Origin of the sequence: Duganella sp. Leaf61 (assembly GCF_001421905.1) — a bacterium.
GTDB lineage: Bacteria > Pseudomonadota > Gammaproteobacteria > Burkholderiales > Burkholderiaceae_D > Rugamonas > Rugamonas zoogloeoides.
In genome coordinates, this window is the sequence record NZ_LMLM01000033.1 from 48,039 (window position 1) to 62,325 (window position 14,287).

Sequence of the window (14,287 nt, forward strand, 5' to 3'; positions counted from 1 at the left end):
AGCTTACCGGGAGATGTCGGGTGTAGCCACCTTGACGTCGCCGCACTGGGCGCGATGCATCAGCGCGTGGTCGATCAGCACCAGCGCCAGCATCGCTTCAGCGATCGGCGTGGCGCGTATGCCCACGCACGGGTCGTGGCGGCCAAAGGTTTCCACCAGCACCGGGTTGCCCTCTTTGTCGATCGAATGGCGCGGGGTGCGGATCGACGACGTCGGCTTGATGGCGATCGAGACCGCGATGTCCTGGCCGGTGGAGATGCCGCCCAACACGCCGCCGGCGTTATTGCCGACGAAGCCCTGCGGCGTCAGTTCGTCGCCATGCTCGGTGCCCTTTTGCGCCACCGACTTGAAGCCGGCGCCAATTTCCACACCCTTCACCGCATTAATGCCCATCATCGCGTAGGCGATATCGGCATCGAGCTTGTCGTAGATCGGCTGGCCCAGGCCCACCGGCACATTCTGGGCGATGACGTCGATGCGCGCGCCAATCGAGTCGCCGGCCTTGCGCAGTTCGTCCATGGTCGCTTCCATGTGGGCGATCAGGCCGGCGTCGCCGCTGGCGGCAAAAAACGGATTGTCGTGCACGTGGGTCCAGTCCTGGAACGGAACCGGAATATCGCCCAGCTGGCTCATGCAGCCTTTGAACGTGGTGCCGTACTGCTGCTGCAACCACTTTTTGGCCACGGCGGCAGCGCCGACGATGGGCGCGGTCAGGCGCGCCGACGACCGGCCGCCACCGCGCGGATCGCGGACGCCGTACTTGTGCCAATAGGTGTAGTCGGCGTGGCCCGGACGGAAGCTCTCGGCGATGTTGCCGTAGTCCTTGCTGCGTTGGTCTTCGTTGCGGATCAACAGCGCGATCGGGGTGCCGGTGGTCACACCCTGGTACACGCCCGACAGGATCTCCACCGTGTCCGATTCCTGGCGCTGCGTGACGTGGCGCGACGTGCCCGGTTTGCGGCGGTCGAGTTCCGGCTGAATATCGGCTTCGGACAAGGCCAGGCCCGGCGGGCAGCCATCGATCACGCAGCCAATTGCGGGACCGTGCGATTCACCGAAAGTAGTTACAGAAAACAATTTACCAAATGTATTACCGGACATAGGAAGAGAATCTTTGGAATTTTAGGGATTTCTATATTCTAACAGCTACCGCACGCCCGACGCGTGCCGGGGCGCTGCCCCATCCGTGAGCCTGGTCGATTCTTTGTTGCAATACAGACGCATGTGCAACGGCAGCGCAACGGCCGGTGGACTATCACAGGGGAAATTCGAGTTCATTTTAACAATTCGCTATATACTTACCCAGAAGAACACCGAGCAATCCTGGAGACGCGACACATGCCCCAACCGATCACCCCTCCTGGCTACCGGCAGATTACGTCTGTGGCCAAGGATGATCAAGACGACCTGGTATTCCTGGACGAACATCCGGCGGCAACGACAGACACCAGCACCACCGGCGTATGGCGCGTGATGATCATCGACGATGACGAGGACGTCCATTCCACTACCACCTTCGCGCTCGGCAACCTCGACATGCAAGGCAGGCCGCTGGAATTCGTCCATGCCTATTCTGCCACCCAGGCGCGCCAGTTGCTCGCCACCGAAACCGACATCGCCGTGATCCTGCTCGACGTGGTGATGGAACAGGATGACGCCGGCCTGCACCTGGTGCGACATATCCGCGAAACGCTCAAGCTTGCCGATGTGCGCATCATCCTGCGCACCGGCCAGCCCGGCTACGCGCCCGAAATCGACGCCATCCGCGATTTCGACATCAACGACTACAAGACCAAGTCCGAACTCACCCGCATCAAGCTCTATACCACTGTCACGTCGGCCATCCGTTCGTATGAACAGATCCGCAAGATCGACGACAGCCGCCGCGGCCTGAACCAGATCGTCCACGCCAGCACCGAGTTGATGGCGCTGCACGGTGTACAAAATTTTGCCTCCGGCGTGCTGGCGCAGATCGGCGACCTGCTGGGCATTCCCGCCAGCGGCGTATTGTGCGTCAAGGACTGCCCTGGCGACGGCGGCTGCCACGAACTGATGGTGATGGCGGCCTGCGGTCGGCACGCTCACCTCGACCACGGCGCCCATGCCCACGCCCGCCACGTCCATCACGCACCGCTGGCCGACGACAGCATCCGGGCGGTCATGGAACAGGCCCTGGCACAACGCGGCAATGTGTACGGTCCCGACTCCATCACCCTGTACTTCGCCGGCAAGGCCAGCCGCGACTTTGTCGCCTACCTCGACGTTACTACCCCGCCCTCCGACATCAACGAACGCCTGCTCGACGTCTTTTGCGGCAACGTGGCGGTGGGGCTGGACAACGTGGAACTGGTCAGCCATCTTCACAACGCGGCGTTCTACGACCAGCTGTCCAAGCTGCCCAACCGCACCCGCCTGCTCGAAATGCTGGAGGAGCGGCTGGCCGCATCCACGACAGTGGAGCCGGCGGACCAGCAGGCCACGCTGGCCCTCGTCGATCTCGACCATTTTTCGGAAACCAACGACGCGCTGGGCCACCAGTTCGGCGACCTGCTGCTGGTGTCGGTCGCCAACCGCCTGCGGGCGGACCTGGGGCGGCATGTGACGGTGGCGCGCATTGGCGGCGACATTTTCGCGCTGCTGGGCGACGCCAACCTGGTCACGCCCGCCGCGCTGCTGGCGCTGTTCCAGCAGCCATTCCGCATCGACGGCCAGGATGTACAACTGTCAGCCACGCTGGGACTGGTGCGCCTGGAAGAACACGAAGGCAGCGGTGGCGACGCATTGAAGGATGCCGACATCGCCCTGAAACGCGCCAAATCGCAGCAACGCGCCGGCTACTGCTATTTTTCGCGCTCGATGGGCGTGGAAATCCGCGAGCGGGTACGCATGATGCACGCGCTGCGCACCGCGTTTGGCCAGCGCCAGCTGTTCGTCATGTACCAGCCGCAGATCGACCTCGAAACACGGCGGCCGGTCGGCGCCGAAGCGCTGCTGCGCTGGCAGACCGAAGACGGCACCTTCGTCTCACCCGACCGTTTCATCCCGATCGCCGAATATTCGGGCCTGATCATCGACCTGGGCGAATGGGTGCTGCGCACCGCGTGCCGCGAACTGATGGCCGTGCGCGCGGCCGGCCACCTCGATTTCGTCATGTCGGTCAACGTCTCGCAGGTGCAGTTCCGCCACCCGCACTTCCTCGAGATGCTGCGCCGCGCACTGGAGGAAACCGGCGCGCCGCCGCAGAACATCGAACTGGAAATCACCGAATCGATGGCAATGGAAGAGCCGGATTTGCTGATCGAGATGCTCGACCAGATCAAGCAGACCGGCGTCTCGATTGCGATCGACGACTTCGGCACCGGTTTTTCGTCGCTGTCGTACTTGCAGCGCCTGCAAGTGGACCGCCTGAAAATCGACCGCGCGTTCGTCACCGAAATTACCGGCTCGGCACGCGGCAGCAGCATTGCCGAGATGGTGATTCAATTGGGCCGCAACCTGGGCCTGACGGTGATCGCGGAAGGAGTGGAAGACGAGCGCCAGGCGCAGATCCTGCACGCGCTGGGCTGCCCGCTGGCGCAAGGCTTTTTGTTTGCCAGGCCGATGAAGGCCGATGCGCTGCAGGTATGGCTCAACGGCGAAAAATAGACGGTGGCTCCCTGCCCCGGTCACGCCGGGCGCAGGGCGCGCTGGACTGTCAGTCCGGATGCGGCTCGGCCTGATCGCCGGGCCAGTCGCGGATATAGGCCTTGAGCATGCGGTTTTCGAAGCTTTGCGCTTCCAGCACCGCGCGCGCCACGTCGTAGAACGAAATCACGCCGAGAATGGTCTTGGCGTTCATCACGGGCAGATAGCGCGCATGTTTTTCCAGCATGATGCGGCGCACTTCGTTGACTTCGGTATCGGGCGTGACCGTGATCGGGTAGTCGTCCATGTGCTTGCGCACCGTGCCGGCGCCGACATTGCCCTCGTTGGTATGCAGCGCGCGCAGCACTTCGCGGAACGTGAGCATGCCAACCAGGTCGCCGAATTCCATGACGACCAGCGAGCCGATGTCTTTTTCCGCCATGATGTCGGCCGCTTCGGCCAACGGCTGGTCGGGTGAGATGGTATAGAGAATGCTGCCTTTGACCTGCAGGATTTCGGAGACTTTCATATTTGACCGTCCTGTCCGCTGAGAGGCTTCGTGGGTAGATGATGTCATTATTAATTTTAATGTTTAAGCCTAAGCCGAATGTAGCCTATGCATGGCGAAAAATCCAGCGCCACGCCCCACGATATCGCAAGAATTTGATAAGAGTGTTGCAACACTCTTATGCTGCACCGCAACCAGAGCGTGGTTATTAACGGCAATCGATGGGGCCGAAGTGGTCTGCCAGGCTTTTGCCGAGCCCGGTTTCGACGGCGTTTTCCACTTCGCGCGCCAGTTGCGCCGCTTCGCGCGCCGACAGCTTGTCGCGCTCGTCCGCGTCATCGTCCACCACGCCGGCATTGACCGCCATGCCGCCGAACACGAACAGCCGGTACACCTCGGCCAGCGTCAGTTTCTCTACATTTGCCAGCAATACCCAGTGGTCGCTGCCGTCGGACACGCGCTTGCCCCACTGCACCCGGCGCGGCGCCGGCACGTTGACGCGCCCCACCCAGCCCTCGACCAGCATTTTTTCAAGCAGGGTATCCATCTCGTCAAAACCCAGCCGGGTACGGGTGCGGATGGTGCCGGCGCTGACCAATGCCGTGTCGCCGCATTTGCAGGCCAGGAACAGCACTTTCAGAATGGCCATGGCATCGACGAATTCGCCGCCGGGCTTGGCCTCGTGCCACCAGCGCTCGTATTTGACCACCGGCAGCGCGGCCACCAGCAAGGCGCCAATCAGGGTGATCACCCACGACACATAAATCCACACCAGGAACAGCGGCAAGGCCGCCAGCGCGCCGTAGATCTTGGAATACGTGGGGAATTGCGTGATGAAGACCGCAAAGCCGCGCTTGGCCAGTTCGAACGCCACGCCGGCCACCAGGCCGCCCCAGGCGGCGTCGTACCAGTCCACGTCGCGATTGGGCACCGCCACGTACAGCAAGGTAAAACTGGCGGTGGTCACGGCCAGCGACGCGAACGTGTACACGATGGCGCCCACCACCGGAAACTGCTCGAACAGGTCGGACGTGGCCATGAACACGGTGGACGACAGCGTCAGCGAGACGCCGATCAGCAGTGGCCCGAGCGTGATGATGGCCCAATAGACCAGGATGCGGCGAGTCCAGCTGCGCTCCCCGCGCACGCGCCAGATGCGGTTGAACACGCGCTCGATCAGGTTCATCATGGCGATCGACGTGAAAATCAGCGCCACCGCGCCCACCGCCGACAACCTCGTGGCCTTGGACGCGAACATGGTCAGGTAGTTGAGGATGGTGGCCGAGATCGTCTTGGGCATCACGCTCTGGACGAAATACGCTTCCAGCGACGCGCGGAAGGTATTAAACATCGGGAAGGTGGTAAAAATCGCCAGCGCGATGGTGAGCAGCGGCACCAGCGCGAACACGGTGGTGAAAGTGAGGCTGCCAGCCACTTGCGGCAGGCTTTCCTCGCGCAGGCGGCGGTGGGCGAACAGCACCAGGTCGCGCACTTCGGACCACGACAGCGCGCGCACGGTATTGACACCGTTGCGGCAGCTGCGCAGCAGGTAGAAGAAAATCGGTTGTATATATTTTTGGAACATGAGCGATAATCGGATTTCAGGAGCGGCGGCGGCCGATTTTCACACCGCCCGCGCCCGCTTTAACCCCCTATAATACCTGCGATGAGCCAACCCAATCTGATTATTCTTGTCCTGTTCTACTCGCGTCACGGCGCCACGCGCAAATTGGCGGAGCTGATCGCCCAGGGCATCGAGAGCGTACCGGGCTGCGATGCGCGCCTGCGCACCGTGCCCGCCGTCTCCACCGTCACCGAAGCTACGGCGCCCGAGGTGCCGCTCGACGGCGCGCCGTACGTGGAACTGGACGACCTGGCCGAATGCGCCGGCATCGCCGTCGGTTCGCCCACCCGCTTCGGCAATATGGCCGCGTCGATGAAGTACTTTTGGGATGGCACGTCGAGCCAGTGGCTGTCCGGCGCGCTGGCCGGCAAGCCGGCTTGCGTGTTCACGTCCACCGGCAGCCTGCACGGCGGCCAGGAATCCACGCTGCTCACCATGATGGTGCCGCTGTTCCACCACGGCCTGATGGTGCTGGGCCTGCCCTACACCAACCCGGAATTGATGACCACCGCCAGCGGCGGCACGCCGTACGGCGCCAGCCACTGGGCCGGCCTCGATGGCGCCCGCCCGATCACCGACGACGAAAAGCGCCTGGCCATCGCCCAGGGCCGGCGCCTGGCCGAAACAGCCGCCAAGCTCGCAACCCGCTAGAGGACGACGCCATGCACACCACCTTGCACAAGTATTTTCACTGGGGCGCCGTCGGCAGCCTGGGCCTGCTGATCGTGTGGTGCGTGTTGTGGGAGATGGTGATCGCGCCGCTGAAACCGGGCGGTTCGTGGCTGGTGCTCAAGGCCGCGCCGCTGCTGCTGCCGCTGTACGGCGTATGGAAGCGCGACATCTACACCTTGCAGTGGACGTCGATGATGATACTGCTGTACTTCACCGAGGGCATCGTGCGCGGCTGGAGCGACGCCGACCGCGACTCGGCCTGGCTGGGCTGGGGCGAGGCGATCATCGTCTGCGTGTATTTCGCCTGCGCGCTGCTGTACCTGCGCCCTTATAAACGGGCGGCGAAAAAGCTGGCCAAGGAACTGCTCGACAAAGTAAAGGTCACCACGGTCAAATGACGGAGACACCCAGCGCTTTCCTCGACCAGTGCCGCGCCATCGTTGGCGCGGATTACGTCCTTGACCTCGATGCCGACAAGGCCGCCTTCCTCACCGACCAGCGCGGGCGCTACACGGGCCGGGCACTGGCCGTGCTGCGTCCCGCCACGGTGGTCGAAGTTGCGGCCCTGGTGCGCGCCTGCGCGCAGTGGCGCGTGCCGATCGTGCCGCAGGGCGGCAACACCGGACTGGTGCTGGGCAGCGTGCCCGACGCCGGCGGCGGCGCGGTGGTGCTGTCGCTGGCGCGCATGAATGCCGTGCGCCAGGTCGATGCCGTCAACCGCACCATGACCGTCGATGCCGGCTGCATCCTGCAGCACGCGCAGGAAGCGGCCGCCGCGCAAGGCTGTTTGTTCCCGCTGTCGCTGGCGGCCGAGGGTAGTTGCACCATCGGCGGCAACCTGGCCACCAACGCGGGCGGCACCGCCGTGCTCCGTTACGGCAACACGCGGGACCTGTGCCTGGGCCTGGAAGTGGTCACGCCGCAGGGGGAGATATGGAACGGCTTGCGCGGGCTGCGCAAGGACAACACCGGCTACGACCTGCGCGACCTGTTCATTGGCGCCGAGGGCACCTTGGGCATCATCACCGGCGCGGTGCTGAAACTGTACCCGCAGCCGAAAGCCGCGATTACCGCGCTGGCCGCGCTGCCCTCGCCCGTGTACGCGCTGCGGCTGCTGAACCTGATGCAGGACCACTGCGGTGCAAGCCTGACCGGCTTCGAGCTGATGTCGCAGTATTGCCTGGCGCTGGTGGCGCGCGAATTCCCGCAGCTGCCGCAGCCTTTCAAAACGCCGCACGCCCAGTACGTGCTGCTGGAACTCTCGAGCAGCGAGTCCGAAGCCCATGCCGTGGGCCTGCTGGAACGGGCCATTGGCGCGGCGCTGGACGGCGACGTGATCGACGACGCCGTGGTGGCCACGTCGATGGCCCAATCGACCGGCCTGTGGCAATTGCGCGAGCATATCCCGCTGGCGCAGGCCAAGGCCGGCAAGAACATCAAGCACGACATCTCGCTGCCGGTGTCGCGCATCGCCGACTTCATTGCCGCCACCGAACCGAAGCTCGAGGCCGCCTTCTCCGGCTGCCAGCTGGTGTGCTTCGGTCACCTCGGCGACGGCAACCTGCACTACAACGTGGCGCCGCCCGACGGCGTGTCCAACGACGAATTCCTGCTCAAGCAGGACCAGGTCAACCGCGTGGTGTACGACTGCGTGGAAGCATTTGGCGGCTCGATTTCGGCCGAGCACGGTATCGGCGCGCTGAAAAGAGACGAACTCGTGCACCATAAATCGGCAGTGGAGCTGAACATGATGCGGGCCATCAAAGGTGCGCTGGACCCGCTCGGTATCATGAATCCCGGGAAAATTTTGTGAACGGGACAGCCATGCAACCTCATCTGTACGGGCCGGTCGGCGTGATGACCACGGCCCTGTTATGCGCGACCACCCTGCATACGGTGCATGCGCAAGACATCCACAAATGCATCGTCGACGGCAAGGTCAGCTACGGCGACACGCCCTGCCCTGCCACGGCCACCTCGGCCAGCACCCTTGCCCGGCCGGCGGCACCGCAAGTCGATCCGGCAGCCGCAGCCAGCCTGGCCCGCGCCCGCAAGGAAGCGGCGGCGCTGGAAAAGACCCGCGTAGCGCGCGACGAGCACGAAGCAAAGCTTGACGCCAGGGCCGCGCAGGTCGCCGCCACGCACGAGCGCAAATGCGGCAAGCTGCGCCTCAATCGCCAGTGGGCCGATGATGACGCGCGCCGCGCCACGGCCGCCACGGTCGATGCCGCCCGCCTCAAGGCCCGCCGCGCCGCCGAACTGCTGGCCCTGGAGTGCGCCCGCTGATGACGGCGCTGGCGCCGGGACGGTTGGGAAGCTGGCTGCTGCTGGGCGAATGGCGGGCGCACCCGGTGCGCACGCTGGTGGCGGTGGCGGCAATTGCCATCGGCATCGCGCTCGGCTTTGCCATACACCTGATCAACGCGGCCGCCTTCAACGAATTTTCGTCGGCCATCAAAGGCCTGTCCGGCGTGGCCGATGTGCAGGTGCGCGGCACCGAACCGACGTTCGATGAGGCGATTTACCCGGTGCTGGCTGCCCTGCCGGAAGTGGCGGTCGCCTCGCCCATCCTTGAAATGGAAGCCTCGCTACCGGGCCAGCGCAGCGCGCTCAAGATCATCGGCATCGACGTTTTCCGCGCCGGCTTCATTTCGCCCGACCTGGTGGGCGCCCCCTCGGAAGAACACCTGCAGGACACCCTTGCCGACGACGCGATTTTTCTGTCGCCAGCCGCACAGCAATGGCTTTCGGCAAAGCCAGACCAGCCGTTGTCCTTCCAGCTCGGCGTGGGCACGGTGGCGCTGCGCTACGCGGGCGCCCTGCAAAGCGCGCGCGCCGGCCAGCGCCTGGGCGTGATGGACATCGGCGCCGCGCAATGGCGCTTCGACCGGCTGGGCAAGCTGTCGCGCGTGGACCTCAAGCTGCGCGACGGCGTCAACCGCGATGTGTTCAAAACCCGGCTGCAGCAGCGCCTGCAACGTGACTACCCGGGCCGCTTCCTGGTGAACCAGCCCAACGACGAGGACCAGAGCAGCCGCAACGAGGGCATGAGCCGCGCCTACCGCGTCAACCTGACGGTTCTGGCGCTGGTCGCGCTGTTTACCGGCGCCTTCCTGGTATTTTCCACCCAGGCCCTGTCGGTGATCCGGCGCCGCAGCCAGTTCGCGCTGCTGCGCGTGCTGGGCATGGAGCGGCGCCAGTTGCTGCGCCAGATCCTGCTTGAAGGCCTGTGCCTGGGCGTGCTGGGTTCCGCCCTCGGCATCGCTGGCGGTTACGCGCTGGCCGCCACCGCCCTGCACTTCATGGGCGCCGACCTGGGCGCCGGCTTTTTTTCCGGCGTGCGTCCGACCGTGCATTTCACCCCGGTGGCCGCTGGCGTGTACTTTGCGCTGGGCGTCACTGTCGCGCTACTGGGTTGCGCCGCGCCGGCCTGGGATGCGGCACGCGCCAAGCCGGCCGTGGCGCTCAAGTCCGGCACCGAGGAAGCAGCAATCTCACGTTTGGCCACCGTGTGGCCGCCGCTGGCCGGCATTGCGGTGGCGGCGCTGCTGTCGCAGGCGCCGCCCGTGTTCGAGCTGCCCATCTTCGGCTACCTGTCGATCGCACTGCTGCTGGTGAGCGTGATCGCGCTGATGCCACGCCTGGCCGCCGCAGTATTCCGCGCCGCGCACCGGCGCTGGAGCGCGGTCGTCGCCAGCCGCCCCGGCGCCTCGCCCGTGCTCACGCTCACGCTGGCGCGGCTGGCCAATGCGTCGAGCCAGGCCGGCATCGCGCTGGGCGGTGTGCTGTCAAGCTTTAGCCTGATGGTAGCGATGGCGATCATGGTGTCGAGCTTCCGCGTGTCGCTCGACGACTGGATGCGCCACATCCTCCCAGCGGATATCTACGTAAGCACCGTCAGCGGCGGCACCACGGCCGGGCTGCGGCCCACCGAACAGCAGGCCATCGCCGCGCTGACCGGCGTTGACGGCACCGATTTCCTGCGCGTGCAGCCCATCGCGCTGGCGGCCGACCGGCCCGCCGTGGCGCTGATCGCGCGCGACGTCGATGCGACTGATCCCGGCAAGGTGCTGGCGATAGTCGGAGAGGTCCGCAAGCCGGTGCCGGGCGAACCGCCGCCCGTGTGGATCTCGGAAGCGATGGTCGATTTGTACGGCATGCAGGTGGGCGCGCGCGTCGATCTGCCGCTGGCAGGCCGCCAACATGCGTTTACGGTGGCCGGCGTGTGGCGCGACTATGCGCGGCCCACCGGCTCGATCCAGATGCGCATGCTTGACTACCGCGCCATCACCGGCGACCGGGACGCCAGCAGCGTGGCGCTGTGGCTCGCACCGGGCACCAGCCACGCCGGCGTGGAACGGGCCTTGAATGCGCTGCCGTTCGCCGCCACGCTCGACATCAGCACCCCGTCGGACATCCGCGACATGTCGATGAAGATTTTCGACCGCAGCTTCGCCATCACTTATTTGTTGGAAGCGATCGCCATCGTGATCGGCCTGTTTGGCGTGGCAGCGACCTTTTCGGCGCAGACGCTGGCGCGCGCCAAGGAGTTCGGCATGCTGCGCCACGTGGGCGTGACGCAGCGCCAGATCCTGGCCATCCTGGCCATCGAAGGCGGGTCGCTCACCGCGCTCGGCATCGCCACCGGTTTCGTGCTGGGCTGGGTGATCAGCCTGGTCCTGGTGTTCGTGGTCAATCCGCAGTCGTTCCACTGGACCATGCAACTGCACCTGCCGTGGGGCTTGCTGGCGGCCGTCGCCGCGCTGCTGCTGTCGGCCGCCGCGTTGACGGCGCTGCTGGCGGGCCGGCAATCGCTGTCCGGTCGTCCGATACGCGCCGTCAGGGAGGACTGGTAATGCCGCTCGTACGATTGTTGTTGGCCATGGTGGCGCTACTGTGGGCTGGTACTGTTCCTGCATGGGGCGCCGCGCCCAAATTCGCGGCCGTCATCCCGCTGGCGCCCGGCGCGGCATTGCAGTTCCCGCGCGATTACGGCGCCCACCCGGACTTCAAGACCGAATGGTGGTACGTGACCGGTTGGGTCGAGACCGCAGACGGCAAATCGCTCGGCTACCAGGTCACGTTCTTCCGCAGCGCCAGCGACCATGACCGCGCCAACCCCAGCCAGTTCGCACCCAAGCAGCTGATCATCGGCCACGCGGCGCTGTCCGACACCACCAATGGCAAGCTGCTGCACGACCAGCGCAGTGCCCGCGAGGGCCTGGGCCTGGCCTACGCTAAGACCGGCGACACCGACATCAAGCTCGAAGACTGGCGCATGGCGCGCCAGTCTGACGGCACCTACGCGGTCCACGTCGAGGCTTCCGGTTTTACCTTGCAGCTCAAGCTGGCGCCGTCGCAGCCGGTACTGGTGCAAGGCGTGGGCGGCTTTTCGCGCAAGGGACCGCACCCCGCCCAGGCCAGCTACTATTACAGCGAACCGCAGCTCACCACCACCGGCACCATCACCCGCGCCGGCCAGGCGGTGGCAGTCAAGGGCGCCTCGTGGCTGGACCACGAATGGTCGTCGCAGGTGCTCGATGCCGAGGCGGCGGGCTGGGAATGGATCGGCGCCAACCTCGACGACGGCGGCGCCCTGATGGCTTTCCAAATCCGCAGCAAGACAGGTGGTAAACTATGGGCCCACGCGACATGGCGCGACGCTTCCGGTAAGATCACGCAGTTCGCGCCGGAACAGGTGGATTTCACACCGCAGCGGCGCTGGCGTTCGCCACGTACCAAGGCAGAATATCCGGTGGCCTTGCGGTTGACCACCGGCGCTACCATCTGGCAGGTGGAACCGCTGCAGGACGACCAGGAACTCGATTCGCGCCGCTCGACCGGCGCCGTGTACTGGGAAGGCGCGGTTACGCTTAGCCGCGACGGCCGGCGCGTCGGCCGCGCGTACCTCGAACTGACGGGCTATGTCCGCCCCATGAAATTGTAGTAGTTGGAATAACCAGATAAGCCACACGATGACCAATAGCACCACCGCCAGCACTGGCAACAGCAAGCCCGCCCCCGCGCAGTCCGCCGCGCCTTCCACCGCGCGCATCGCCGAAAAAGGCAGCATTGCCACCCTGCGCGGCCTGCTGCCATTTCTGGCGCCATACAAGCGGCAGTTCGTCATGGCCGGCCTGGCGCTGCTGGTCGCCGCCGCCGCCACGCTGGCCATCCCCGCCGCCTTCAAGCAGATGATCGACCTCGGTTTCGGCAGCGCCGCCACCGTGCCGGGCGCAGTCGGTGACAAGAGCATCAAGCACGTGGACCTGGTGTTCCTGGCGCTGTTCGGCCTGGCCACCGTGCTGGCGCTGGCCACGGCCGCGCGCTTTTACACCGTGTCGTGGCTCGGCGAGCGCGTCACCACCGACATCCGCGATGCCGTGTACAGCCACGTGGTCAAGCAAAGCCCCGAGTTTTTCGAGACCACGCAAACAGGCGAAGTCCTCTCGCGCATCACCACCGACACCACGCTGATCCAGGCCGTGGTGGGCACCAGCATCTCGATGGCGCTGCGTAACTCGCTGCTGTTCATCGGCGGCCTGGTGATGCTGTTCGTGACCAGCCCCAAGCTCTCGGCCATCATCATCGGCCTGCTGGTGCTCACCGTCCTGCCGATCATCATTTTCGGCCGCCGCGTGCGCAAACTCTCGCGCGATTCGCAAGACCGCGTGGCCGATGCCTCCGCCATGGCCGGCGAGATCCTCAACGCCATGCCCACCGTGCAGGCCTTTACCCACGAGAAAATCGAATCGAACCGCTTCAGCGCATCGGTGGAAGGCGCGTTCCAGACCGCCATGCGCCGCATCCGCGCGCGCGCCATGCTGACCATGATCGCCATCGTGCTGGTGTTCGGCGCCATCGTGTTCGTGCTGTGGCTCGGCGCCCACGCGGTGATCAACGGCGAAATGACGGGCGGCGATCTGGGCCAGTTCATCCTGTACGCGTCGATCGTGGCCGGCGCCATCGGCGCGTTGTCGGAAGTGATGGGCGAAGCGCAGCGCGCAGCCGGCGCCACCGAGCGCCTGCTGGAACTGATGGCGGTCAAGTCGGCCATCGAAGCGCCCGTCCAACCTCTGGCGCTGCCGCCGCGCGCGGCCAACGGCGCATCGCTGAGCCTCGAGGACGTGACTTTCCTGTATCCGTCGCGCCCAGAGTCGGCAGCGTTGACCAGCCTCTCGCTCGACATCCAGCCCGGCGAAACCGTGGCCGTGGTCGGTCCATCGGGCGCTGGCAAGACCACGCTGTTCCAGCTGTTCCTGCGCTTTTACGATCCGCAGCACGGCGCCATCAAGCTCGATGGCGTGGACATCCGCCAGCTCGATCTGCACACGCTGCGCGGCGCCATCGGCATCGTGCCGCAAGACACCGTGATCTTCTCCGCCAACGCCATGGAAAACATCCGCTACGGCCGGGCCGATGCCACCGACGATGAAGTGATTGCCGCCGCAAAAATGGCTGCCGCCCACGAATTCATCGAACGCCTGCCGCAAGGCTACCAGTCGTTCCTGGGCGAGCGCGGTGTGCGCCTGTCCGGCGGCCAGCGCCAGCGCATCGCGATTGCCCGCGCGCTGCTGAAAAACCCGCCGCTGCTGCTGCTCGACGAAGCCACCAGCGCGCTGGATGCGGAGTCGGAACGCCTGGTGCAAAGCGCGCTGGAAGCGGCCATGATCGGCCGCACCACCGTGATCATCGCCCACCGACTGGCCACCGTGCAGCGCGCCGATCGCATCATCGTCATGGAAGACGGCAAAATCGTCGAAACCGGCACCCACGCCTCGCTGGTGGCGCTGGGCGGCATCTATGCCAACCTGGCGGCGCTGCAATTTCACAACGTTCACACGGTCCACTGATCCGGT

11 protein-coding genes are annotated in these 14,287 nt (G+C 65.3%); 8 read left to right on the forward strand and 3 right to left on the reverse strand.

The annotated features are described in order from the left end of the window. Nucleotides 1-3 precede the first annotated feature (3 nt). Nucleotides 4-1,101: a chorismate synthase gene (gene aroC / locus ASF04_RS25400; protein WP_056148138.1), complete on the reverse strand. Its 1,098-nt coding sequence runs from the start codon at nt 1,099-1,101 to the stop codon at nt 4-6. Between the two features lie 237 nt (nt 1,102-1,338). On the opposite strand from aroC, the gene ASF04_RS25405 reads away from it, so the two are divergent. Then, nucleotides 1,339-3,645, forward strand: a complete 2,307-nt coding sequence (locus tag ASF04_RS25405; RefSeq protein WP_056148141.1) for a bifunctional diguanylate cyclase/phosphodiesterase — start codon at nt 1,339-1,341, stop codon at nt 3,643-3,645. 49 nt (nt 3,646-3,694) lie between these two features. Here ASF04_RS25405 and ASF04_RS25410 read toward each other — a convergent pair whose 3' ends face one another. Beyond that, nucleotides 3,695-4,153 (reverse strand): CBS domain-containing protein, encoded by a 459-nt coding sequence (locus ASF04_RS25410; RefSeq protein WP_056148144.1) that lies wholly within the window; start codon nt 4,151-4,153, stop codon nt 3,695-3,697. Between the two features lie 187 nt (nt 4,154-4,340). Beyond that, nucleotides 4,341-5,717: a YihY family inner membrane protein gene (locus ASF04_RS25415; RefSeq protein ID WP_056148148.1), complete on the reverse strand. Its 1,377-nt coding sequence runs from the start codon at nt 5,715-5,717 to the stop codon at nt 4,341-4,343. Nucleotides 5,718-5,798: 81 nt separating this feature from the next. Between ASF04_RS25415 and wrbA the strand changes: the two genes are divergently transcribed. From wrbA to ASF04_RS25450, 7 genes are read left to right on the forward strand one after another with little or no spacing between them, the layout of a single operon-like run. Beyond that, the gene (gene wrbA, locus ASF04_RS25420) at nt 5,799-6,407 is read left to right on the forward strand and encodes an NAD(P)H:quinone oxidoreductase (protein WP_056148150.1); all 609 of its coding nucleotides are present in this window, start codon (nt 5,799-5,801) and stop codon (nt 6,405-6,407) included. A gap of 11 nt (nt 6,408-6,418) precedes the next feature. After that, nucleotides 6,419-6,826, forward strand: a complete 408-nt coding sequence (locus ASF04_RS25425) for a DUF2069 domain-containing protein (RefSeq protein WP_056148152.1) — start codon at nt 6,419-6,421, stop codon at nt 6,824-6,826. Beyond that, the gene (locus tag ASF04_RS25430) at nt 6,823-8,241 is read left to right on the forward strand and encodes an FAD-binding oxidoreductase (RefSeq protein ID WP_056148155.1); all 1,419 of its coding nucleotides are present in this window, start codon (nt 6,823-6,825) and stop codon (nt 8,239-8,241) included. The genes ASF04_RS25425 and ASF04_RS25430 overlap by 4 nt, the downstream gene beginning before the upstream one ends. An 11-nt stretch (nt 8,242-8,252) precedes the next feature. After that, the gene (locus ASF04_RS25435) at nt 8,253-8,714 is read left to right on the forward strand and encodes a DUF4124 domain-containing protein (protein ID WP_056148158.1); all 462 of its coding nucleotides are present in this window, start codon (nt 8,253-8,255) and stop codon (nt 8,712-8,714) included. Continuing rightward, a complete protein-coding gene (locus ASF04_RS25440; RefSeq protein WP_056148161.1) occupies nt 8,714-11,284 on the forward strand; it encodes an FtsX-like permease family protein in 2,571 nt (856 codons plus the stop codon). Before ASF04_RS25435 ends, ASF04_RS25440 begins: the two co-directional genes overlap by 1 nt. Next, the gene (locus tag ASF04_RS25445; protein WP_056148164.1) at nt 11,284-12,375 is read left to right on the forward strand and encodes a lipocalin-like domain-containing protein; all 1,092 of its coding nucleotides are present in this window, start codon (nt 11,284-11,286) and stop codon (nt 12,373-12,375) included. Before ASF04_RS25440 ends, ASF04_RS25445 begins: the two co-directional genes overlap by 1 nt. A gap of 28 nt (nt 12,376-12,403) precedes the next feature. Then, entirely contained in the window at nt 12,404-14,281 is a 1,878-nt protein-coding gene (locus tag ASF04_RS25450) for an ABC transporter transmembrane domain-containing protein (protein WP_056148167.1), read from the forward strand. Nucleotides 14,282-14,287: the final 6 nt, after the last annotated feature.

What these genes read in the sequence shown, in the direction of transcription:
- aroC (WP_056148138.1), bottom strand. Translation starts at nt 1,101, where the DNA reads ATGTCCGGTAATACATTTGGTAAATTGTTTTCTGTAACTACTTTCGGT.
- ASF04_RS25405 (WP_056148141.1), top strand. Translation starts at nt 1,339, where the DNA reads ATGCCCCAACCGATCACCCCTCCTGGCTACCGGCAGATTACGTCTGTG.
- ASF04_RS25410 (WP_056148144.1), bottom strand. Translation starts at nt 4,153, where the DNA reads ATGAAAGTCTCCGAAATCCTGCAGGTCAAAGGCAGCATTCTCTATACC.
- ASF04_RS25415 (WP_056148148.1), bottom strand. Translation starts at nt 5,717, where the DNA reads ATGTTCCAAAAATATATACAACCGATTTTCTTCTACCTGCTGCGCAGC.
- wrbA (WP_056148150.1), top strand. Translation starts at nt 5,799, where the DNA reads ATGAGCCAACCCAATCTGATTATTCTTGTCCTGTTCTACTCGCGTCAC.
- ASF04_RS25425 (WP_056148152.1), top strand. Translation starts at nt 6,419, where the DNA reads ATGCACACCACCTTGCACAAGTATTTTCACTGGGGCGCCGTCGGCAGC.
- ASF04_RS25430 (WP_056148155.1), top strand. Translation starts at nt 6,823, where the DNA reads ATGACGGAGACACCCAGCGCTTTCCTCGACCAGTGCCGCGCCATCGTT.
- ASF04_RS25435 (WP_056148158.1), top strand. Translation starts at nt 8,253, where the DNA reads ATGCAACCTCATCTGTACGGGCCGGTCGGCGTGATGACCACGGCCCTG.
- ASF04_RS25440 (WP_056148161.1), top strand. Translation starts at nt 8,714, where the DNA reads ATGACGGCGCTGGCGCCGGGACGGTTGGGAAGCTGGCTGCTGCTGGGC.
- ASF04_RS25445 (WP_056148164.1), top strand. Translation starts at nt 11,284, where the DNA reads ATGCCGCTCGTACGATTGTTGTTGGCCATGGTGGCGCTACTGTGGGCT.
- ASF04_RS25450 (WP_056148167.1), top strand. Translation starts at nt 12,404, where the DNA reads ATGACCAATAGCACCACCGCCAGCACTGGCAACAGCAAGCCCGCCCCC.